This is a genomic window from Streptomyces sp. NPDC042346, assembly GCF_055581845.1.
Genome location: NZ_JBVJEH010000002.1, coordinates 733,214 through 753,672, shown reverse-complemented (window position 1 = coordinate 753,672; position 20,459 = coordinate 733,214). Strand labels below are relative to the sequence as shown.

14 protein-coding genes and 1 pseudogene are annotated in these 20,459 nt (G+C 73.1%); 7 read left to right on the top strand and 8 right to left on the bottom strand.

Going from position 1 to position 20,459, the window contains the following annotated elements; translation table 11 throughout:
* Positions 1-3 precede the first annotated feature (3 nt).
* From ACZ6K0_RS12030 to ACZ6K0_RS12020, 3 genes are read right to left on the bottom strand one after another with little or no spacing between them, the layout of a single operon-like run.
* On the bottom strand, positions 4-873 hold the full coding sequence (locus ACZ6K0_RS12030; RefSeq protein WP_376398829.1) for an ABC transporter permease: 870 nt from the start codon (positions 871-873) through the stop codon (positions 4-6).
* Positions 870-1,823, bottom strand: coding sequence for an ABC transporter permease (locus tag ACZ6K0_RS12025; RefSeq protein ID WP_376398826.1), 954 nt, complete (start codon positions 1,821-1,823; stop codon positions 870-872). Before ACZ6K0_RS12025 ends, ACZ6K0_RS12030 begins: the two co-directional genes overlap by 4 nt.
* Entirely contained in the window at positions 1,823-3,460 is a 1,638-nt protein-coding gene (locus tag ACZ6K0_RS12020; RefSeq protein WP_376398823.1) for an ABC transporter substrate-binding protein, read from the bottom strand. The genes ACZ6K0_RS12025 and ACZ6K0_RS12020 overlap by 1 nt, the downstream gene beginning before the upstream one ends.
* Positions 3,461-3,591: 131 nt before the next feature.
* Between ACZ6K0_RS12020 and ACZ6K0_RS12015 the strand changes: the two genes are divergently transcribed.
* The gene (locus ACZ6K0_RS12015) at positions 3,592-4,677 is read left to right on the top strand and encodes a LacI family DNA-binding transcriptional regulator (protein ID WP_469231822.1); all 1,086 of its coding nucleotides are present in this window, start codon (positions 3,592-3,594) and stop codon (positions 4,675-4,677) included.
* A gap of 11 nt (positions 4,678-4,688) precedes the next feature.
* Here ACZ6K0_RS12015 and ACZ6K0_RS12010 read toward each other — a convergent pair whose 3' ends face one another.
* A complete protein-coding gene (locus ACZ6K0_RS12010; protein WP_469231820.1) occupies positions 4,689-6,323 on the bottom strand; it encodes an amidohydrolase in 1,635 nt (544 codons plus the stop codon).
* A gap of 95 nt (positions 6,324-6,418) precedes the next feature.
* Here ACZ6K0_RS12010 and ACZ6K0_RS12005 point away from each other — a divergent pair, with 95 nt between their 5' ends.
* Together ACZ6K0_RS12005 and ACZ6K0_RS12000 are read left to right on the top strand one after the other, a co-directional pair.
* On the top strand, positions 6,419-7,135 hold the full coding sequence (locus tag ACZ6K0_RS12005) for a TetR/AcrR family transcriptional regulator (RefSeq protein ID WP_469231818.1): 717 nt from the start codon (positions 6,419-6,421) through the stop codon (positions 7,133-7,135).
* A gap of 7 nt (positions 7,136-7,142) precedes the next feature.
* A pseudogene (locus tag ACZ6K0_RS12000) lies at positions 7,143-7,244 on the top strand (DUF4232 domain-containing protein); the annotation flags it as partial.
* Positions 7,245-7,260: 16 nt separating this feature from the next.
* On the opposite strand, the gene ACZ6K0_RS11995 reads toward ACZ6K0_RS12000, so the two are convergent.
* Complete coding sequence (locus ACZ6K0_RS11995; protein ID WP_469231816.1) at positions 7,261-8,607, bottom strand: hypothetical protein; 1,347 nt, start codon at positions 8,605-8,607, stop codon at positions 7,261-7,263.
* 135 nt (positions 8,608-8,742) lie between these two features.
* Positions 8,743-12,444, bottom strand: a complete 3,702-nt coding sequence (locus tag ACZ6K0_RS11990; protein ID WP_469231814.1) for a choice-of-anchor D domain-containing protein — start codon at positions 12,442-12,444, stop codon at positions 8,743-8,745.
* Positions 12,445-12,668: 224 nt separating this feature from the next.
* On the opposite strand from ACZ6K0_RS11990, the gene ACZ6K0_RS11985 reads away from it, so the two are divergent.
* Complete coding sequence (locus ACZ6K0_RS11985; RefSeq protein ID WP_469231812.1) at positions 12,669-14,102, top strand: polysaccharide lyase 6 family protein; 1,434 nt, start codon at positions 12,669-12,671, stop codon at positions 14,100-14,102.
* Positions 14,103-14,191: 89 nt separating this feature from the next.
* Here ACZ6K0_RS11985 and ACZ6K0_RS11980 read toward each other — a convergent pair whose 3' ends face one another.
* Both ACZ6K0_RS11980 and ACZ6K0_RS11975 read right to left on the bottom strand, forming a co-directional pair.
* Positions 14,192-15,175, bottom strand: a complete 984-nt coding sequence (locus ACZ6K0_RS11980; protein WP_469231811.1) for a TIGR03564 family F420-dependent LLM class oxidoreductase — start codon at positions 15,173-15,175, stop codon at positions 14,192-14,194.
* Between the two features lie 100 nt (positions 15,176-15,275).
* Entirely contained in the window at positions 15,276-16,850 is a 1,575-nt protein-coding gene (locus ACZ6K0_RS11975) for a carbohydrate-binding protein (protein WP_469231809.1), read from the bottom strand.
* A 171-nt stretch (positions 16,851-17,021) separates the two neighbouring features.
* Here ACZ6K0_RS11975 and ACZ6K0_RS11970 point away from each other — a divergent pair, with 171 nt between their 5' ends.
* The 3 genes from ACZ6K0_RS11970 to ACZ6K0_RS11960 all read left to right on the top strand — a co-directional run bounded on the left by ACZ6K0_RS11970 (position 17,022) and on the right by ACZ6K0_RS11960 (position 20,419).
* The gene (locus ACZ6K0_RS11970; RefSeq protein WP_469231807.1) at positions 17,022-17,954 is read left to right on the top strand and encodes an aminoglycoside phosphotransferase family protein; all 933 of its coding nucleotides are present in this window, start codon (positions 17,022-17,024) and stop codon (positions 17,952-17,954) included.
* Positions 17,955-18,043: 89 nt separating this feature from the next.
* Positions 18,044-18,994 carry a LysR family transcriptional regulator gene (locus ACZ6K0_RS11965; RefSeq protein WP_469231805.1) on the top strand — a complete coding sequence of 317 codons (951 nt, stop codon included), beginning with the start codon at positions 18,044-18,046 and terminating at the stop codon, positions 18,992-18,994.
* A 72-nt stretch (positions 18,995-19,066) separates the two neighbouring features.
* Complete coding sequence (locus ACZ6K0_RS11960; RefSeq protein ID WP_376398792.1) at positions 19,067-20,419, top strand: carbohydrate-binding protein; 1,353 nt, start codon at positions 19,067-19,069, stop codon at positions 20,417-20,419.
* Positions 20,420-20,459 lie beyond the last annotated feature (40 nt).

Sequence of the window (20,459 nt, the reverse complement as noted above, 5' to 3'; positions counted from 1 at the left end):
CGTTCACCGCTCACGCTTCGCGATCCGGTCGGCGAGTCCCTCGCCGACGATGCCGAACGCCACCACGGCGAGCACGATGCACGCGGAGGGCGCGAGGGCGGGCAGCATCGCCCCCTGCTGGACGGCCGACTGGCCTTCGTTGATCATGGCGCCCCAGTCGGCGGTCGGCGGCTGCACGCCGAAGCCGAGGTAGGAGAGCGCCGCGAGGTCCATCAGCGCGTACCCGAAGTTCATCGCGGACTGGGCGAAGACCGTCGGGGCGATGTTCGGCAGCAGGTGGCGCAGGCAGACCGTCCACCCGGACCAGCCCTGCACCCGGTACGCCTCGATGTACGGGCGGGCCTTCTCCTGGCGCGCGATGCCGCGCACGAGCCGGCCCACGTACGGGGTGTACGCCACGGCCATGGCGATCACCGGCGCGGTCATCCCGGAGCCGACGACGGTCACGAGCAGGATGGCGAGCAGCAGCCCGGGGATCGCGAAGACCATGTCCATCGAGCGGGACAGGAGCGTGTCCGCCCAGCCGCCGCGCCAGGCCGCCACGACGCCGATCAGGGTGCCGAGGAGGGTGGAGACGGCGACGACGAGCAGCGGCCCGAGGAGTCCGGTGCGGGCGCCGTAGAGCAGCCGGGACAGGATGTCCCGCCCGGACTGGTCGGTGCCGAGGAGGTGGTCGCCGCTGGTCCCGACGAGGCTCGACGTGAGGTCGACGGCCTCGGGGTCGTACGGGGCGAGGAGGGGCGCGAGGACGGCGACCAGGACGAGGGCGACGAGCACCGCGACCGAGACCGTGAAGAGGGGACCCTGGCCGAGGGCGCGCAGCCGGCGGAGGCCGGGCCTGCGGTACGGCACCGTGGAGGTGGTGGTGGTCATGAGGAGCCTTCCCCGTGGAGCGACAGCCGGGGGTCGATGAGGGGCGCGAGCAGGTCGACGGCGAGGTTCACGAGGACGAAGGCGGCGACGCTGAGCAGGGTGATCGCCTGCACCACCGAGAAGTCCTGGGCGGTCACCGACGACACGAGCAGCGAGCCGAGCCCGGGCACGTCGAAGGCGGTCTCGACGATCGAGGTGCTGATGAGGAGGCCGGCGAGCATCGTGCCGCCGACCGTGACGACCGGACCGAGGGCGTTGCGCAGGACGTGCCGGCGGACCACGGTCCGGCCCGCGACGCCGCGGGCGCGGGCCACCTCGACGTGCTCACGGCCGAGCTCGTCGAGCATCGCGGAGCGGGTGACCCGGGCGAGCAGCCCCGCGAAGGTCATCGCCAGGGCGAAGGCCGGCAGGGTCAGGTGGTAGATCTGCTGGGAGAAGCCCACCGGGGTGCCGCCGGGGCCGGGGAACCAGCCCAGCTGCACCGAGAAGACCGACACGAGCACGATGGCGCTCACGAAGGACGGGGTCGCCGTGGCGACACCGGTGCCGATGAGGACCGTCCGGTCCAGCGGGCCGGGGCGCAGCGCGGCGAGGATCCCGGACCCGACGCCGATCAGTGTGACGAGCAGCGCCGCGTACGCGACGAGCAGCGCCGTGCTGGGCAGCCGGGAGCCGATGAGGTCGGCCACGTCCTGGTGGAACTGGGCGGAGGTGCCGAAGTCGCCGGTGAGGACACCGCCGAGCCACTTCGCGTACTGGACGGCCAGCGGGTCGTCCAGGTGGTACTCGGTGCGCAGGGCCGCCACGGCCTCGGGCGTCGCGGGGCGGCCGTGGAGCAGGAAGGTCACCGGGTCGCCGGGGGCCAGGTGGATGGCGCCGAAGACCACGAGGGAGGTCACGAACAGCACCGCCACCAGCCCGAGGAGCCGGCCGACGAGGTATCGGGTCATTACTTCGCGGCCCCGATCGTCGCGGCCCACGGGTAGTACAGCTGGGCGATGCCGGTGGGGGCACCGGTGATGCGCTTGCCGAGGAAGACGTTGTAGGGCGCCTCGTACACGGGGATGCTCGGCAGCTCGCGCAGCGCGATCTTCTGGAGCTCGGCGGTCTTCTCGGCGCGCTTGCCCGGGTCGGGCTCCGAGTTGGCGCGGTCGAAGGCGACGTCGTACTCGGCGTTCGACCAGTTTCCGTAGTTGCCGAAGTCCCCGGTGCGGAAGTACTGGTAGAACTCCAGCGGGTCGGGCGTGTTGTCGTACCCGTTGGTGATCACGAGGTCGAGGCCTGCGCGGGCGTCGGGGTCGACGAAGATGCTGCTGTACGCCTCGGGGGCGACGGACTTCAGCTTGATGTCGAGGCCGATCTGCCGGCCGGCGGCCTGCACGGCGGTGGCGACGATGCTGATCTCGGGGGCGAGGGTGCTGGTGACCAGGGTGATGGTGCGACCGGAGGCGCCGGACTCCTGGACGAGCTTCTTCGCGGCCTCGACGTCGTAGACGGGCTCGGGCAGCGTGTCGTACAGCTCGGCGGTCTTCTCCGGGGCGAGCGACCAGGCGCCGCGCGCGGCGGGGGCCTTCGCGGGGACGCCGACACCGCCGGCCGCGGCCTTGACGATGTTCTTCCGGTCGAGGGCCATGGAGAGGGCCTGGCGGACCTTGAGGTTGCCGAGCGGGCCGTGCAGGTCGAGGACGGCGAGGTCAGCGGCGGCGGTGTTCGGGCCGAAGAGCAGCGTGCCCTTGCCGCTGGTCCGCAGCTGCTGGATCGAGGACGTGGGCACCATGTACCCGCCGTCGGCGGTGCCGGAGAGCATGGCGCTGGTGCGCGCCGCCGGGTCCTCGATGAAGGTGAACTTGACGGACTCCGACTTGGGCGCGAGCTTCGGGTCCCAGTAGGCGGCGTTCTTCTTCAGGGTGATGCCGGAGCCCGCGTCCCAGGATTCGAGGGAGAAGGGGCCGGTGCAGTTCACGCCGCCCTTGGGGGTGCCGTAGTCCTTGCCGGCCTTCTTCAGGTACGCGGCGCTCTCGATGGTGCCGGGGGAGGCGGCCATCAGTTCGTGCAGCAGGACGTCGGCCTTGCCGAGGCGGAGGGTCACCTCCAGGGGACCGGTCTTCTCGATCGAGTCGACGTTCTTGAAGGCCGAGCCCCACGGCGAGCCGGTCGCGGGGTCCATCTGGCGCTTGAGGGAGGCCACGACGTCGTCGGCGGTCATCGTCGTGCCGTCGTGGAACTTCACCCCGGAGCGGAGGGTGTAGACCAGCGTGCGCGGATCGGGCTGCGCGTACTTGACCGCGAGACCGGGCTCGATCTTCATGTCGGGCGTGACCCGGAACAGCTGCTCGCACACGTTGGCGAGCACGGTGTTCGGCGGGTAGTCGTACGCGAGGGCGTAGTCGAGCGTGTACGGCTCGGCGTAGAGGGACCACGTGAAGGAGTCCAGGGTGCCCTTCGCGGGCGGCGAGGTCGGGGTGACCTCGTAGCCGGGCCCGCCGCCGGGGGCGGCCGTGGGCTTCGTGGCGCCGGAACAGGCGGCGGTCGTGGCGGCGAGGGCGGCGGTACAGGTGAGGAGCGCGATGGTTCTCGACATGCGCATGCAGACCCACCCCTTTACGGGTGTAGTGACGGGCGCTGGGGGGATGGAGCGAGTATTAATGCGGGAACGTTCCCGCACAAGGTCCTGCGGGAACGGTTTTGCAAAGGTCAGGAGGGTGGCACCATCGGTTCATGACCTCTGGATCACGGCACGGCGGGCAGCACTCTTCACCCACCCCGCGCGTCCGTCTCGTCGACGTCGCCCGCGAGGCGGGCCTGTCCAAGACGACCGTCTCGGCGGCTCTCAACGACACCGGAAGGCTCTCTCCCGAAGTGCGGGAGAAGGCCCGTGAGACCGCGCGCAGAATGGGCTACCGGCCCAATGCCACCGCGCGCCAACTACGCGCGGGTCGAGCCAAGTTGATCGGATACGTGGTGGGGGAGATGGCCGACGCCCCCGCGGTCTTCCTGGAGTCGCCGTACTTCGCCCGGCTGACCGGGGCCACGGCGGCGACCGCGCTGCGACGCGGCTACGCCATGGTCCTGCTGCCCGCCGGATCCCTGCAGAACGAGTGGTCCGAGCTGCCGCTCGACGCCGTGGTCGTCACCGACCCCGGTGCCGACGACCGGATCGTCGACGACGTGCTCGCCGCCGGCATCCCGGTCTTCAGCGACCGCTCCGTGGAGGGACGGCCCGGGGCGTACTGGGTGGACGTCGACACGAGCGCCGCCGTCCGTACCGCCCTGGACCACTTCCGCGAGCAGGGCGCCCGGAGACCCGTCCTCGTCGTACCCGACAGCACCACCCGCTTCCATGCCGAGGTCTTCGCCGCCCACCGGGAGTGGTGCGCGGAGCACGGCCTGCCGGAGCGGGTCGTGCGGGTCGCGGAACACGGCAACGGACCCGTGGTCCGCGCCGTCGAGACCGCCCTGACGGGAGGACCGGCGGGCGAGGAGGACGGCCTGCAGGCCGGCGGGGACCGGCCCGACGCCCTCCTCGTCGTCGCCGAGGCGAGCCCGCCCCTCGTCCTGGAGGCGGCGCGCCGCCACGGTTACGACGTACCCGGCGATCTGCTCCTCGCCTGTGTGAGCGAGGACGTCACGGCCGAGCACACCGAGCCGCCCGTGACCACCCTGAGCCTGCGGCCCGAGGCGATCGCAGAGGCGGGCATCGAGCACCTGGTGCGGGTCCTGGAGCACGGCGGCCGGGAACCGGCCGGGACGGTGGTCCCGACCCGCCTCGACGTCCGGGCGTCCTCGGTGCGGAAGCACGGCTAGATCCGGACCCGTCAGCTCGCGTGGACGAGCTTGCCGCCGACGTAGGTCCGCTCCACCCGGGCCTGACCGATCTCCTCCGGCGGCGCCGTGAGGATGTCGCGGTCCAGGACCACGAGGTCGGCGAGGTTCCCGGCGCGCAGGCTGCCCGCGTCGTCGTGCCCGTTCACATGGGCGGTGCCGGCGGTGTAGGCGGCCAGCGCGGTCGGGAGGTCGAGCCGCTGCTCGGGGTAGAAGACCGGCGCGTCGGCGGACTCCGGGTCGCGGCGGTTCACGGCCACGTGGATGCCCGCGATCGGGTCGGGGCTGCTGACGGGCCAGTCGCTGCCGGCGGCGAGCGTGGCCCCGGCGCGGACGAGGTCGCCGAAGGGGTACTGCCAGGAGGCGCGCTCCGCGCCGAGGAACGGAATCGTCAGCTCGTCCATCTGCGGCTCGTGGGCCGCCCACAGCGGCTGGATGTTGGCGATGGCGCCGAGCGCGGCGAAGCGGGCGAGGTCGTCGGGGTGGACGACCTGGAGGTGCGCGAGGTGGTGGCGGTTGCCGCGCCGCCCGTTGACCGCCATGGCGGCCTCGATCGCGTCGAGGGCCTCCCGGACGGCCCGGTCGCCCAGGGCGTGGAAGTGGACCTGGAAGCCGAGGGCGTCGAGCTCGGTCACGTAGCCGCGCAGCGCGTCGGGGTCGACGAAGCTCAGACCCGAGTTGGCGGTGGCGCAGCCGCAGCCGTCCAGGTACGGGGTCGTCATGGCGGCGGTGAAGTTCTCCGCGACGCCGTCCTGCATGATCTTGATCGAGGTCGCGCGGAACCGGCCGGCGTTCAGCTTCGCGCGCCGGGCGACCAGTTCGGGGATCTGCTCGGCACCGCGCTCGCGGTCCCACCAGAGCGCGCCGGTGACCCGGGCGGTGAGCGTGCCGTCGAGGGCGGCCGTCAGGTAGGCGTCGGAGGGGTCGGGCTGCCCGTGGAACTCGCCGAGCATGGCGTCCTGCCAGCCGGTGACACCGAGGGAGTGCAGCAGCGACTGGGCGCGGTAGAGCCCGGCGAGGCGGTCGGCGTCCGACATCGGCGGCACCAGGTGGCCGACGAGGCCGGCGGCGCCCTCCTGGAGCATGCCGCTGGGGGTGCCGTCCGCCTCCCGCTCGATGCGGCCGTCCGCCGGGTCGGGGGTGTCGGCGGTGATCCCCGCCAGCTCCAGCGCCCGCGTGTTGGCCCAGGCGCCGTGGTGGTCGCGGTTCGACAGCAGGACCGGCCGGTCCGGGACGACCGAGTCGAGCAGCTGCCGGGTCGGCAGACCGCCCTCGAAGCTCTCCATCGACCAGCCGCCGCCGGAGATCCACTCGCGGTCCGGGTTCGCGTCCGCGTAGGCGCGGACCAGGCGCAGGTACTCGTCGACGCTGACGGTCTCCGACAGGTCGCACTGGGCCAGCTCGGCCCCGGCGAACACCGCGTGGACGTGGGCGTCCTGGAAACCCGGGACCAGCAGCTTCCCCGTCAGGTCGACGACCTCGGTGTCCGGGCCGATGAGCTCGCGCACCTCGTCGTGGCCGACGGCGGCGATCCGCTCGCCGATGACGGCGAGCGAGGTCGCCCGGGTGCGGGCCGGGTCCACCGTGAAGACGGGACCGCGGGTGAAGACCAGATCGGCCTTGGCCATGCGAATGCTCCAGAACAAGAGGCGGCAGGTGGTTGGGCGCTATGGAAGCGGCAAGGCCGTTTACACGTCAATGGTGTTGACGTAAGGTCCCGGACATGTCCGAACGCGTGGTCCCCGAAAGCAGCCGACAGCGCCGCCGCCCCACCAAGCAGGGCGCCGTCCTCTCCGAGCAGCTGATCGTCGACACGGCGCTCCGCCTCGTCGCCCAGCACGGCGCCGAAGCCCTGTCGGTACGGAGGCTGGGCGCGGCGCTCGGCTCCGACCCCAGCGCGCTCTACCGCTACTTCCGCAACACCGACGCCCTCCTCCTCGCGATCGCGGACGAACTCATCGGCCGGGCGCAGGAGAGCTGGACGGCGACGGGCGACTGGCGGGAGGACCTCCGCTCGATGGGGCTGCGGATCCACGCCTGCTACCTCGATCATCCGCAGGCCGCGGTCCTCGGCGCGTACCGCACGACCGGTCGCCCCCACGAGACCCGGGCCGTCGAGCGGATCCTCGGCATCCTGCGCTCCGGAGGCTTCCCGGACCCCCTCGCGGTGCGCATCTACCACGCCTTCGTCGACCAGGCCCTCGCCTTCGCCGCCCAGGACGCCGCCGCGGCGGCCCTGCCGCCCGCCGCGAGGGAGGGGGACCAGGAGGTCTGGCAGTCGGTGTACGGCAGACTGTCGCCGGACACCCACCCGAACATCGCCGCGACCTACCCGCTGCTCGCCGCCGACATGCAGGACAGCGGCTACCCCTTCGCCCTGGAGCTGATGCTCAGCGCGGTGGCGGCACTGCGCCCCCAGGAGGCCACCCCGCACGCGTAGCGCCGCCGCGCTCCCCGGCGCCGCCCCCGCCATGGTGACGCCCGAGCTCGACCTCGGCACGACGGGGAAGCTCGGCATCGGCCCCTGGAAGAAGGACGGCACGCGCTGAGAGCTCCGGGCGCCCGTCAGGGATGCGAGAACACGCCGACCATGCGCGTGCCCGGATTGCTGCTCAGACCCACGATCGCGCCCCCGTCCGCCCGGTTCGCCCGCGCGTGCGTCCCGGCGTACCCGTCGTCGGTGAGGAAGACCCCCAGGACCGCGATCCAGTCGTCGACCGTCCCCGTCGCCGGGTCGTACACGGGCTCGGCGCGCGGGACGACCCGCTCCTGGGCCACGTAGCCGCCGTGCTCGACGGCGACGGACAGCGCCGCCCGCCACTCGGACTCGGTGCTCTCCCAGCCGACGAACGTGTCCAGACCGCCGTACCCGGCCCCGGGCTTGAGGATGAGCCGCTCCCGCCGCTCCCGGCACAGGTCCACGATCTCCGCGACCCCGGCAGGTCCGGACCCGCTCACCGTGCGGCTCCACGGCAGCAGCCGCTCGACCAGAGCCCGCTCGGCGTCGTCGAACGCACCGCTCCACCGGGGGTCGGTGAGCAGCGAGAGCGCGCTCTTGTTCCCGTAGAAGCCGCTCTCCAGGGTCGTGAACAGCACGGTCCTGCCCGCCTCGTGGGCGCGGAAGAACGGCTCCGCCACCTCCGGCCCCGCCGGATCCTCCCACAGCTGACCGGCCGCGAAGTTCCGCACGACCAGGTCGAGCGGCGTCCCGTCCAGCGTCAACTTGCCGTCGGGGCGCGTGCGGACGTCCCCGACCTCGCCGATCCGCACGTCGAGACCGTGCGCGGCCATCGCCTCCTGCGTGGCGACCATCATCCGGCCGTACGCGGCGACCCCGCCGCGCCCCTCGATCAGCCCGACGACCGGCTCCGCCCCGCCCGACACGGCCGGCTTCGCCCGCTCCCGCAGCACCGCCGCCATCCGGGCGCCGATGTCGACGTGGCCGAGCTCGTGCTTCCGCGCGAAGGCGCCGAACTCCGGTACGCCGAGGAGCCCTTCGTTGAACACGGCCAGTTCGAGACCGCCCACCTCGCTGCCGAGGTTGAACTCCAGGAGCTTGTACGAGGTGCCGTCGTGGTACGCGTCGGCACGGCCCAGCCGGTCGGGAACCCCGGATCCGCCCCGGCGGAGCAGCGACACGAGCCGGGGGTCGATCCCGATGGCCGCCCCGTACCGCTCCATGTCACCGTCGAACAGCCGCCGCGGCAGCGACACCAGGAGGTCGAAGAGGCCCCCCAGGTCCCGCGCGAAGGCCTCCGTCTCCGCGGCGTCCACGAACCAGGGCCGGTGCAACAGGTACGACCGCCAGGCCTTCTCGAAGCCCGGAGGGAAGGCGGCCCGGGCGACGGCCCCGCCGAGGTCGCCGTCCCCGTGCAGGCACTCGTCCACGAATATCCGGCTCAGTTCGGTCATGTGTATCGCTCGCCTCACGGAAGAGATCGGGTACGTGCTCCGAAAGGCGAGAAGACTACCGCGCACGTCCGGCATGCGGACAGGTATCGGGGCGGTGCGCCGCTCACCGGTACGGGCGGCGCCCCGGCACCCCGCTCAGTAGCCGACACGGACCCCCGACACCGCATGACGATCCGTCAGGCCGCCTGTCGCGCCGCTGAATCCGACCAGGACGTTCTTCGGCAGCGTCACCGCCACGTCGATGACCTGCACCCCGTCGACGAGGACGAGGAGCCGCCCGGCGGCGGTCACGTTCACGTCGACCGTGTGACTGCCCGTACGCAGCGCGGGGACGGCGGTCGAGGTCGCCGCGTACCGCAGCGTGGACGCCGAGCCGCTCGTGGCCACGCCGACGAAGTTCGACGACGGTTCGCCGGGGTTGCGGTACGTGTCCAGGGCGACGGCCACCCCGGGCAGCCCGCTGTAGCCGAGCCCGCCGCCCCCGTACCCCAGCGCCTTCGGCGTGTTCCGGGTCGCGTCGAGGAGCAGCAGGGCGAGCCCGTCGCCGCCGGTGCCGCCCGAGAGCGTCGCGGTGAAGCGGGCCCGCAGCCGGGCCGACGGCACGGCCGTGGCCTGGACCGCCGAGCCCTTGACGTACGCCTGCGCGGGGTTGACGACGAGGCTCGTGCCGGACTGCACGGCGCTGCCGTTGTACGACCAGCCGTTCGGGCCCGGCGGCGGCAGCGCGTACGACGGGGAGGTGATCGCCGCGCCGCGCACGGCGTGGATGTCGGTGTGGCCCCCCGACCCGCCCGTGAAGGCGAGCAGGGCCGCCGGCGGCAGCGAGGCCACCGTCGTGCGCAGCCGCTGGGTGCCGTCGACGGAGACCGTGACCGTCTTGCCGGTGACCGCGACGGTGACCGTGTGGGTGCCCGCCCGCAGGTTCGGGACGCTGGACGTCGTCGCCGCGTACGTGAGGGCCGAGCCGCTGCCGCCGGTCGCGATGCCGACGAAGTTGGCCGACGGGTCCCCGGGGTTGCGGTACGTGTCGAAGGTGACGGCCACACCGGGGAGCCCGGAGTAGCCGAGGCCGCCCCCGACGCCGCCGAGCGCGTTCGGCGTCGTCCCGGCCGGGTCGAGCAGGGCGAAGGTGAGCCCGTCGGCGCCGGTGCCGCCGCCGATCACCGTGGTGAACGAGGCCTTGAGACCGTCGGTGAGCACGGGGACGGGCCAGACCGCCGCACCCCGCTGGGACGCGCTCGCCTGCGTGAGCTGGAGGTCGTTGCCGGAGATCGCGGCGGCGCCGTTGAGCCGCCAGCCGCCCGCGCCCGGCGAGGGCACGGTGACCCCGGTGCCGGCCACGCCGGTACCGGTCAGCGCCTCGTTGCGCGGGCCCCGCCCGTCGTCCGAGGTCAGCTCGTACGCGGCGCTCACCGCCCCGATCGACGTGGGCGAGAAGGTCACGGCCTGGTGGACCACGTCCTCGGGACCCAGGACCTGGCCCTCGCTGATCGGATTGCTCACGTGGAAGGGAGCCGCGGGCGCCTTCGCCTTGGTGACGGTGAGCGGGATGTTGCCGGTGTTGCTGATGTCAAAGGTCCTGGTGACCGACTGACCGACCTTCACCTCGCCGAAGGCCGTCGAGGTGGGCGTGATCGTGAGCTCCGCCCGCCCGGTCACCGCCGTGCCGGTGATCGCGACCGACGCCGTGCCGTTCGCGCCGCCGACGGCGAGCGTTCCCGTGTGCTCCCCGGCGGCCGTCGGGGCGTACGTCACCTGCACGGTGACGGACTGCCGGGGCTTCACGACCGTCCCGACGGCCGGCGGGTCCGCCGAGCCGAAGGGGGCGCCAGGGACGGAGACCGAGGAGATCGTCTCGTCGGCCGTCCCCGTGTTCGTGAACGTGACGCCGAGCGACTTGCTCGTCGTGGTCGGCACCGTGCCGAAGTCGAGCGCGCCCGGCGACGCGAGGAGCCCGGGCCGGGTGCCGTACCCCGTGAGCCCGAGCGCGCTGTCGCCGAGGTTCGTGGAGAAGGTCAGCGCCGAGGTGTCGGGGCCGGGCGCCGTGGGGGAGAAGGTCACCTGCGCGGTGTGGGTCTCGCCCGCCCGCAGCGTGCGCGGCAGCCCGGCGGAGGTCGCCGAGAACGGGCCGCCCGCCGTCGTGCTCACCCCGGTGATCGTCACGTCCCGGGTCGCCGTGACCGTGGCCGTGACGCTCCCCGCCGCCCCGACCGCCACCTCGCCGGCGTCCACCGGCGCGCCCGTCAGGGCGCTGTTGGCCGGCCGCCCGAAGGCCAGCACGTGCCCGTCCCGCGTCCCCACGTAGATCCGCCCGCCGTCGGTGGCGGGCACGGAGAACTTCGACGCCACCCCGATCGGCGCCGACCACCGCAGTCGCAGCGCCCCGTTCACGGGCACCGCGTCGTACGCCCGCAGCTGCCCGTTGGCGCCGCTCGCCCCATCGGACGCGACCGCCCACACGAGCGCCGACCCCGGATTCGTCCCCGTCGAGGTCACCACCGGAGAGCCCGAGGTGTAGCCGAACCGCTGCGCGCTGCTGCCCGTGTTGGTCAGCCCCGGGAGCCCGGAGCCGGTGAGTCCGTACGCGAACGCCCGCAGCGGGCCGCCGCTGCCGATCGTGTAGACGTAACCGCCCTGCCCGCCGTACACGGCGGGATGCCCCCAGACGCCCTCGTAGGGACCGAACGCGCCCAGCACCTTGTCCGTACCGCCCGGACCCTGGCTCCGGCCGCCGAGGTCGTCCCGGTCGAGCAGGAACAGCCGCCCGTCCTTGCCGATCTGGACGAGCAGCCGCGGATACCGGCTGGTGCCGAAGACCGGACCCGGGAGGGCCACCGGACCGCCCGAGCCCAGATCGGTGTCGTTCAGGTCGAGCTGGGAGGCGTTGGCCGGACTGAAGAAGTCCTGTGCCGACATCGTCCCGTCGCTGTTCACCCCGAGCCGGACGACCGACTCCGCGAGCTGCCCCGGCGGCAGGCTGCCGGGGCCCGGCGCGGGCGAGACCCCGTTGCCCGTCGAGAAGAGGATCCGGCCCGGGCCGTCGGAGACCAGACCGCCACCGCTCATCCAGACACCGGCCATGCCGTTGGCGGACGAGTCCTCGGTGGCCCACAGCGTCGTCCGGCGCGTCGTGGTGCTGACACCCATGACGTACCCGACGTACGGGCCGCGGTCGCAGTGCGAGGCGAAGGCCGCGTAGACGGAACCGCCCATGAGCAACAGCCCGGGCCGCTGCCCCGCCGTGTACGGATTGAACGCCCGCCCCGGATCGTTCACCGGCGCGCCCGCCACCTTCACCGGCCAGCCCGCGCGCTCGGCTCCCGTCACCGGGTCGAGCGCGTGCACGTACCAGTTGGGATGCTGGACGTCGATACCGTCGTTGACCTTGGAGGTCAGGTAGACGGCGTTGGTCGCCGGGTCGTAGACGGGGGTGGAGGTCACCCCGATGTTCGGCACCAGGTCCCCGCAGCTGATCGCCGAGGCCGGCCAGGGGGCGCCGAGGTCCTTGGTCCAGCCGATGGCCCCGGTGGCGGCGTCGATCCCGTACACCTTGTTGTTCTCGGTCGCCGCGACGAGCGTGCCCCCCACGACGAGCGGCTGCGCGTACACCTGGCCGTCGACGGTGGTGGAGAACTGGAGGCCGAAGTCCGAGCTGGACACCTGGTCGGGGGCGAGACCGGGCTCGTCCCGGTCCCAGCCGGTCCGCAGGTCGTCATGGGAGATCGTCGTCTGGTCGGCGGGGAGCGCACCGCGCACCTCCGGAGCCCAGCCACCTGCCGCGCCCGCGACCAGGCACATCGTCAACAGTCGGGCGATCGCCCTGCGTCGGCCGGCCATCTCTCCCCCTTCACGTGGTCGAGCGGGCGCTGAGACCGGGGCGCTCCGCCGGGCCATCGTGAACCGGCCCCGGAAGGGAAGATGCCACTGCCCGCCCCGCCCGTCGAGGGTCCACCCGATCGGCCGCCGTTAGCGGCGCGTAAGCGGAACGTCAGCGACCGGCCTCAAGCTGGGGGAGTTGCCGTACCGTCCGGACGCCAACGGGGACGACATCAGGAGCCGACATGCGGCGTCGCACGTTTCTCAAGGGCAGCACGCTGGGAGCGGCCGTCGCCGTCCTGCCGCTCGAAACCCTCCTCGCGACCGGCGCCTCGGCGGCCACGGAGACCCGGGTCACCAATCTGTACGACCTCCAGAGCGCGATCGACCGGGCGGTCGCCGGGGACCGCATCGTCGTCGCCGCCGGCACGTACACCGTCCCGTCCGGTGGCGCGATCACCGTCTCGGGCCGGAACGGCACGAGCAGCGCACCCATCACCATCGTCTCCGCGTCGCGCGGCGGCGCCGTGCTCCAGGGCGAGCGCAGCTTCGTCTTCGACAACTCCAGCAACATCGTCGTCAGCGGCTTCGCCCTGCGGCAGAGCACCACCCTGGAGATCCCGGCGAACAGCCCGCGCATCCGGCTGACCCGCAACGACTTCCGGTTCGCCGACATCGCCGGACTCGACTGGGTCGTCGTGCGCGGCGACGACGCCAAGATCGACCGGAACCACTTCCACGACAAGTCCACCGAGGGCATCTTCGTCGTGGTCGACGGCCCCGGCACGACGGCCATGGCCCAGCGCCTCCAGATCCTCAGGAACCACTTCTCCGACCACAGCTACACCGGAGCCAACGGCGGCGAACCGATCCGCCTCGGCGTCAGCGGCCGCGCCCTGTCCGGCGCCCACGCGACCGTCGAGTACAACCTCTTCGAGCGGTGCGACGGCGACCCCGAGGCCGTCTCCGTGAAGTCCTCCGACAACACGATCCGGTACAACACGATCCGCGACAGCGTCGGCGGCATCGTGCTGCGCCACGGCAACCGCTCCACGGTGGACGGCAACCACGTCCTCGACGGCAAGGACGGCGTCCGCGTCTACGGAAACGACCACCTCGTCGTCAACAACTACCTCGCCGGCCTCTCGGGCCGAGCCCTCGTCATCGGCAGCGGCTCCACCCGCGACCACCACGAGGGCGAGACCACCGAGGAGCGGCGCGGCAACGACGCCTGCGACCGCGCGGTGATCGCGCACAACACCCTGCGCGGCAACAGGAGCACCCTCTCGGGCGAGACCCGGGACTACGCACCCCAGGACGTGGTCGTCGCCGACAACCTGCTGGTCGGGGACGTCGGCAGCCTCGTCGCGATGGGTGCGACCAGCGGCTTCACCTGGCACAGCAACATCCTGTGGGGCGCCGCGGCCGACGGGAACCTGCCCGCGGCGGGCTACGTCCGCGTCGACCCGCGCCTCCAGCAGGAGTCCGACGGCGTGTTCCGCCTCGCGGCGGACAGCCCGGCGATCGGGGCGGCCTCGCTGACCGGCGTGGCCGTGGTCGAGGACCTCGACGGCCACGCCCGTGGCCCGGTGCGGGACATCGGCGCGGACGAGTACTCGACCCTGGCCCCGGTCCGCCGCCCCCTGACGACGGCGGACGTGGGTCCGAACGCCTCCTGACGGAGGGGCGGAGGGGCGGAGGGACGGGGCCAGGGGGACGGGGGACGGGGGACGAGGGGGGACGGGCGAGGGGGTGATGCCGGGGGGCTTCACCCCCTCGTGCCGGACTCCTCCGTGCCGTCCTTCGCGCCGGACTCCTTCGCGACGGACTCCCTCGACAGCTCGCCGAGCAGCTTCCACGTACGCACGCGGTCGGCCTCGCCGCCCAGGTGCGTCGACGTGAACACCACCTCCGTCGCCCCCGCCTCGCGGTAGCGCCGCACCTCGGCGGCGACGGTCTCCTCGTCGCCGACCACCGCAAGGTCGCCGGCCCGGGTGCCGCCGGAGCGGGCGATGACCCGCTGGTAGGAGGGGATCCCGTCGAAGAGCGACAGGGATTCGAACGCCTCCTGCCGTACGGACTCGGTGTCGGCGGTGACCACACCGGGAACGATGGCCACGATCCGGGGCGCAGGCCGGCCCGCCGCGGCCGCCGCGGCGGTGACGGCGGGGACGATGTCCTCGGCGAGCGCGCGCGGCCCGGCCAGGAACGGCAGGATCCCGTCGGCCAGTTCACCGCTGACCCGCAGGGCCTGCGGCCCCATGGCGGCGACGAGCAGCGGCACCGGCGGCTCGGCCCCGGGCACGGCCGCGGGCCACGGCGTCGTGGCCGTGAGCAGCTCGCCGTGGAAGTCCGCGCCGCCCGTCTCCACCAGCTGGCGCAGAGCGGTGAGGAACTCCCGGAGCAGCCGGACGGGCCGCTCGTACCGCAGTCCGAAACCTTCCTCGGTCAGGTGCTTGGTGCCGAGGGCGAGCCCGAGGTGGTAGCGCCCGCCGGTGGCGGCCTGCGCGGTCTGGGCCTGGCTGGAGACGATCAGCGGGTGGCGGCCGAAGACGGGGATCGCCGCGGTTCCGACGTGGAGTCCGGGCACCTCGCGCCCGACGATCGCGGCGAGCGAGGGCGAGTCGTACGCGAAGGACTGACCGAACCACGCCGAGTGCAGCCCGGCGTCGTGGGCCTCCCGCGCGAGGCGCACGGTGTCGTCGATCGGGAGCTGGCGCTTGGTCGTGCTGAGGACTACTCCGAGAGTCATGTCTGGGCCAACTCGCCTGTGAGACAAGGGCATTCCCGCTCCCGTACGACAGTCCCGTGTCGGCTCCGTGAACGGGGTGTGTCGTACGGGAGCGGGTCGGTCACAGGGTGACCGGCCTGCCGCCGAGGGTCACGGCGAGACGGCCGTCCGTGGCGTACGACCAGCCGAGGGCGCCGGAGTACGCGGCGCACCGGGAGCCGTTCGTGCCGGACCAGAACTGGTTGGAGCCGTCGGCGTCACCGAGGGTCCGGTCGTTCGTGCCGCTGCCGCTCCGGCACGACGTGTTGTTCCGGAAGACCGAAGTGCCCGCGTCGAAGGAGTAGTTGCGCTGCGCGTTGTCGACGCTGAGGTTGTTCGACACGGCCATCGTGCCCGGGTTGCTGTTGTACGTGAAGCCGTGCTTGCCGTTGCGGTAGGCGATGCTGCGCCGGACGACGTGGTCGACCGCGATGTCCTCGCCGCCCAGCTTGTAGCCGTTGCGGTCGCCGCTGGCGTTCTGTGTGCCGTCGGAGAGGGTGCCGTTCTCGTAGGCGAGGGAGTCCTCGATGGTGACGGTTCCGATGGGGCCGGTGTCGGTCTTGGTGTACAGGTCCCAGCCGTCGTCGATGTTGTGGTGGGAGACGGCGTAGCGGAAGACGTTCCCGGGGCCGACCGTGAGCTTGGCCGCGAAGCCGTCGGCGTCCTCGCCGTCCGCGTCGGCGTTGTCGTGCGACTCAGCGCTCAGGACGAGGTTGCGGGACGGCCACTGGCTCTGGGGCGTGGTGGAGGCGATCCGGGAGAGCTGGAGTCCGGAGTCGCGGTTGAAGCGCGTCACGGTGCGCTCGATGACGTTGTCGCTGCCGCCGACGAAGATGCCGTTGTCACCGGCGCGTTCGACGACGATGCCGCTGATGTGCCAGTACGAGCCGTTCACGGCGAGTCCGCGGTTCGCCGGGTCCTCGGTCATGGCCGAGAAGTTCAGTACCGGCTGCTCGCCGGGGTAGGCGGAGAGTTTCGTGCGGGCGGCGGCGGTGCCGTTGCTGCCGGCGGGGATGGTGATCGTCCGGGAGTGGTGGTACGTGCCGCCGCGGAGGTAGATCGTCCCGCCGGACGTGACGCGCGCGATGGCCGAGCTCAGTGTGGTGGGGGCCGCGAGGGTTCCGGCGGCGCCGTCCGTGCCGTTCGGTGCGACGTAGAGCGCGGCGCCCGACGGCGGGGTGGTGGTGCCGGCCGTCTCGACGTCGAGACGGTCGATGTTGGGCAGGCCCGTGACGCCGGTCGGGTCGAGGCGGACGGTGTTCGCGCCCGCGTTGACCGGCACCGTGAACGTCTTCGTGGCCCATGTCGTCCACGCGCCCGTCGCCTCGTACGAGGACGACGAGACCGCCGATCCGTTCACCGTGAGGGCCGCGGGCCGCGCGGCCGTGGTCCCGTTGGCGAAGCGGACCGCGAGCGTGGCGGTGCCCGCTGCCGGGGCGTTCACGGTGAACTGCGCGTAGGCGCCCACCGCGTTGGTGCCGTTGCAGAATCCGGTGCCGGAGAAGCCGGCCCAGTCGGAGTCGACGGTGCCGGTGCAGACCGCGGGCGAGGCCTCGGCCTCGTAGGTGGTGGACGCGGCCTGTGCCGTCGTACCGGACAGGGCGACGAGCGTGCCGGCCAGCAGGCTGACGCACGCGATGACGGGTCCCGTTCGCATCGTTGGTCTCCAGGGTGAGGGGTTCACGGGCGGGTAGAAAGCGCTTGCCGTGGGACGCTAGAGGCCTCGCCGTGAACGCGTCAATAGATGTGTATGTGATTCACGGTCATGGATGTGAACATTCTTCAAGGTCCTGGTGGAGCGGCCTCCCCCGGCGCGTACGGTGAACGGATGATCAGGACACCAGAGGCGTTCGCGCGGACCACCGTCGAGCGCGAGGGGGAGTCCGGGGCGGCATGGCTCGCGGAACTGCCCGGAATCGTCGAGCAGTTGATGGAGCTCTGGGAGTGCGTCCCCGACGGGGACGTCATGCACGGCGGCGTCGGCGTCATCGTCCCGGTGCGGCGGAAGGGCGGTGGGGCGACCGCGCTGAAGGTGTCCTTTCCGCACCCCGGCAACATCCACGAACCGGACGCCTTCGAGGCGTGGGGCGGACGCGGGGCCGTCCTGCTCCACGAGCGGGACGACGCGCGCTTCGCGATGCTCCTCGAACGCGCCCGGACGTCGACCCTGGCCGAGGTGCGGGACGGCGACGAGGTCCTGACCGTCGCGGCTCGGCTCGGCCGGCGGCTCGCCGTCCCGGCGCCGCCCGGCCTGCCCCGGCTGCGGGACCAGGCCGACGCCTGGGAGGAGCAACTCCGCGAGGACGCAGCCGAGTTCCCCGGCGCCCTGGCGTCCACCGTCGTCGACGCCGCCGTGGCGACCGTCCGCGAACTCGGCGCCACGCAGCCGGACACCCTCATCCACGGCGACCTCCACCCCGGCAACATCCTGAGCGCCGACCGCGAGCCATGGCTCGCGGTCGACCCCAAGGGGTACGTCGGCGACCCCGCCTACGACGGCGGCACGCTCCTCAAGTCCCGGGCCCTCGCCTTCCTCGAGGCCGACGATCTGCGCACGGCCGCCCGGCACGCGCTGGACGTCTTCGTCGACGCGTCCGAACTCGACCGCGAGCGGGTCCGGCGATGGGCACAACTCCACGCCGTGCAGGCCGCGTTCTGGGGGCGCCGGCACGGATTCCGGCACGCCCGCGGCGGATCCGCGCTCGACTGGCTCGTCGCGTTCGCCGACGACCTGGCGACGCTCCTCACCGAGCGGCACTGAGGCGCACGGGGACCATCGAGGCGCACGGACGCGCGCTCCCGGCCGTCCCTGGTCTGGACCTATTGGGGGCGGGGCGTCAAGCTCTCGGTATGGACTTGGAGTTGAGGCACCTCAAGGCGATCCGGGCCATCGCGGACGCGGGCAGTCTCACGCGCGCCGCCACCGCGCTCGGCCTCGCGCAGCCCGCGCTCAGCGCCCAGCTCAAGCGCATCGAACGGGCCCTCGGCGGGGTGCTGTTCGAGCGCGGGCGGGAGGGGGTGCGGACCACGGCGCTCGGCGACCTCGTCCTCGACCGTGCCCGGGTCGTCCTCCCCGCCGTGTGCGAGTTGCAGGAGGAGGCGGTGCGGTTCGCCCGGGAGGGCGCGGGCGGCTACCGGCTCGGCGGCACCCACGGCCCGCTGCTCGGCGGCCTCGTCGACCGGCTCGCCCGCACCGAGCCGGGCTCGCCGGTGACCACGTACACCTCCTGGTCGGAGCGGGAGATCGCCCGCGGGGTCGCCGCCGGCCGGCTGGACTTCGCCCTGGTCGGGGTCTGCGGCGAGAGCGCGCCGCCCGAGGCGGGACGGCTCGCCTGGACGGAGGTCGCCCGCGACCCGGTGTACGTGATGCTGGCCGCCGACCACCCGCTGGCCTCCCGTACCGAACTCGACCTGGCCGAACTGGCGGCGGAGGCCTGGACCGACGTCCCGGGCGACGGCTGCTTCGGCGACTGCTTCGCCGCCGCGTGCGTGCGCGCGGGCTTCACCCCGGCCTGCGTGTACGAGACGGACACCGCCTCCTGCGTGCACCTGGTCCAGGTGGGGCGGGCCGTCGGCCTCTGCCGGGCCACCTTCCCCGCGACGCCGGGCATCGTGACCCGGCCCCTGGCCGGCGCCCCGCTGGTCTGGCGCCATCTCATCGGCTGGCACCCCGAGGGGCGGACTGCCGGGCGGGCCGCCACCGTCCTCCACCACACCCGCGCCGCCCACGCGGAGGCACTGGCCCACAGCGCGGGCCGGATCAGCGTCCCGGGGCATAACGCCGTGGCAGGGGCCGACTGACAACTCCCGCCGCCCCCAGGCGGATCCCTACGGTTCCGGCAGAACCCCCACCGAGAACCGAGGAGACACCCCATGCTCCGACGACACGCCCGCGCGGCGTGTACCGCGCTGGTCGCCGCCGGGATGGCGCTGGCCGGCCTCCAGGCCGGAACCGCCACCGCGGCCCCGGACGGGAACCCGGCCGCGAAGACCGCAGCCCGGACCCTCGCCGCCTCCGCCGCCCAGCCCGAACTCCTCTCCGCCATGCAGCGCGACCTGGGACTCACCCGCCCCCAGGCACTGACGCGGCTCGCCAACGAGGCCGAGGCCGGTGCCACCGCCGCCCGGCTTCGCCAGGGCCTCGGCGGCGCCTTCGCCGGAGCCTGGGTCGACGGGCCGGACTCCGGCACCCTGACCGTGGCCACCACCCGCGCCGCCGACGCGGCCGCGATACGCGCCACTGGAGCCGACGCCCGGCTCGTCCCGCACAGCCTGACCGCCCTGGAGCGGGCCAAGCGGACCCTCGACGGGGCCGCCACGGCCGAGGCGCCCGTCCGCTACGTCGACGTCCGCGCCAACGTCCTCGTCGTCGAGGAGACACGGCCCGGCGCCGGGGCGCGGCTCGTCCGGGCCACCGGAGTCCCGCGCGACCTGGTGCGGGTGGTCAGGACGGCCGAGGCACCGCGCCCGCTGTACGACATCCGGGGCGGCGACGCGTACTACATGGGCGGCGGCCGCTGCTCCGTCGGCTTCGCGGTGACCCGCGGCACCACGCAGGGCTTCGCCACGGCGGGCCACTGCGGCCGCGCGGGCACCACGACCACCGGCTTCAACCAGGTCGCCCAGGGCAGCTTCCAGGGCTCGATCTTCCCCGGCAACGACATGGCCTGGGTCGCCGCCAACACCAACTGGACCTCCACCCCGTACGTCAAGGGCTCCGGCGGCGCGAACGTCCAGGTGACCGGTTCGGTCCTCCAGCCCGTCGGCGCGTCCGTCTGCCGCTCCGGCTCGACCACCGGCTGGCACTGCGGCACGATCCAACAGCACAACACCAGCGTCACCTACCCGGAGGGCACCATCTCCGGCGTGACCCGCACGACCGTCTGCGCCGAACCCGGCGACTCCGGAGGCTCGTACATCTCCGGCAGCCAGGCCCAGGGCGTGACCTCGGGCGGCTCGGGCAACTGCTCCAGCGGCGGCACGACCTTCTTCCAGCCGCTGAACCCGCTGCTGCAGAACTACGGCCTGACCCTGAAGACCACCGGGACCGACCCGGGCCCCGGCCCCGGCGAACCGCAGCCGGGCGGCACCTGGTCGGCGGGCAAGGTCTACGCGGCCGGTGACACCGTCACGTACGGCGGCTCGACCTACCGCTGCCTCCAGGGCCACCAGGCCCAGACCGGCTGGGAGCCGCCGAACGTCCCGGCCCTGTGGCAGGCCCTGTGACCCCCACGGGTCGCTGACCGGGGGGTGCCGCGGACCCGAG

What these genes read in the sequence shown, in the direction of transcription:
- ACZ6K0_RS12010 (WP_469231820.1), bottom strand. Translation starts at nt 6,323, where the DNA reads ATGGCCAAGGCCGATCTGGTCTTCACCCGCGGTCCCGTCTTCACGGTG.
- ACZ6K0_RS12005 (WP_469231818.1), top strand. Translation starts at nt 6,419, where the DNA reads ATGTCCGAACGCGTGGTCCCCGAAAGCAGCCGACAGCGCCGCCGCCCC.
- ACZ6K0_RS12015 (WP_469231822.1), top strand. Translation starts at nt 3,592, where the DNA reads ATGACCTCTGGATCACGGCACGGCGGGCAGCACTCTTCACCCACCCCG.
- ACZ6K0_RS11975 (WP_469231809.1), bottom strand. Translation starts at nt 16,850, where the DNA reads ATGCGAACGGGACCCGTCATCGCGTGCGTCAGCCTGCTGGCCGGCACG.
- ACZ6K0_RS11970 (WP_469231807.1), top strand. Translation starts at nt 17,022, where the DNA reads ATGATCAGGACACCAGAGGCGTTCGCGCGGACCACCGTCGAGCGCGAG.
- ACZ6K0_RS12025 (WP_376398826.1), bottom strand. Translation starts at nt 1,823, where the DNA reads ATGACCCGATACCTCGTCGGCCGGCTCCTCGGGCTGGTGGCGGTGCTG.
- ACZ6K0_RS11995 (WP_469231816.1), bottom strand. Translation starts at nt 8,607, where the DNA reads ATGACCGAACTGAGCCGGATATTCGTGGACGAGTGCCTGCACGGGGAC.
- ACZ6K0_RS12030 (WP_376398829.1), bottom strand. Translation starts at nt 873, where the DNA reads ATGACCACCACCACCTCCACGGTGCCGTACCGCAGGCCCGGCCTCCGC.
- ACZ6K0_RS11985 (WP_469231812.1), top strand. Translation starts at nt 12,669, where the DNA reads ATGCGGCGTCGCACGTTTCTCAAGGGCAGCACGCTGGGAGCGGCCGTC.
- ACZ6K0_RS11980 (WP_469231811.1), bottom strand. Translation starts at nt 15,175, where the DNA reads ATGACTCTCGGAGTAGTCCTCAGCACGACCAAGCGCCAGCTCCCGATC.
- ACZ6K0_RS11960 (WP_376398792.1), top strand. Translation starts at nt 19,067, where the DNA reads ATGCTCCGACGACACGCCCGCGCGGCGTGTACCGCGCTGGTCGCCGCC.
- ACZ6K0_RS12020 (WP_376398823.1), bottom strand. Translation starts at nt 3,460, where the DNA reads ATGCGCATGTCGAGAACCATCGCGCTCCTCACCTGTACCGCCGCCCTC.
- ACZ6K0_RS11965 (WP_469231805.1), top strand. Translation starts at nt 18,044, where the DNA reads ATGGACTTGGAGTTGAGGCACCTCAAGGCGATCCGGGCCATCGCGGAC.
- ACZ6K0_RS11990 (WP_469231814.1), bottom strand. Translation starts at nt 12,444, where the DNA reads ATGGCCGGCCGACGCAGGGCGATCGCCCGACTGTTGACGATGTGCCTG.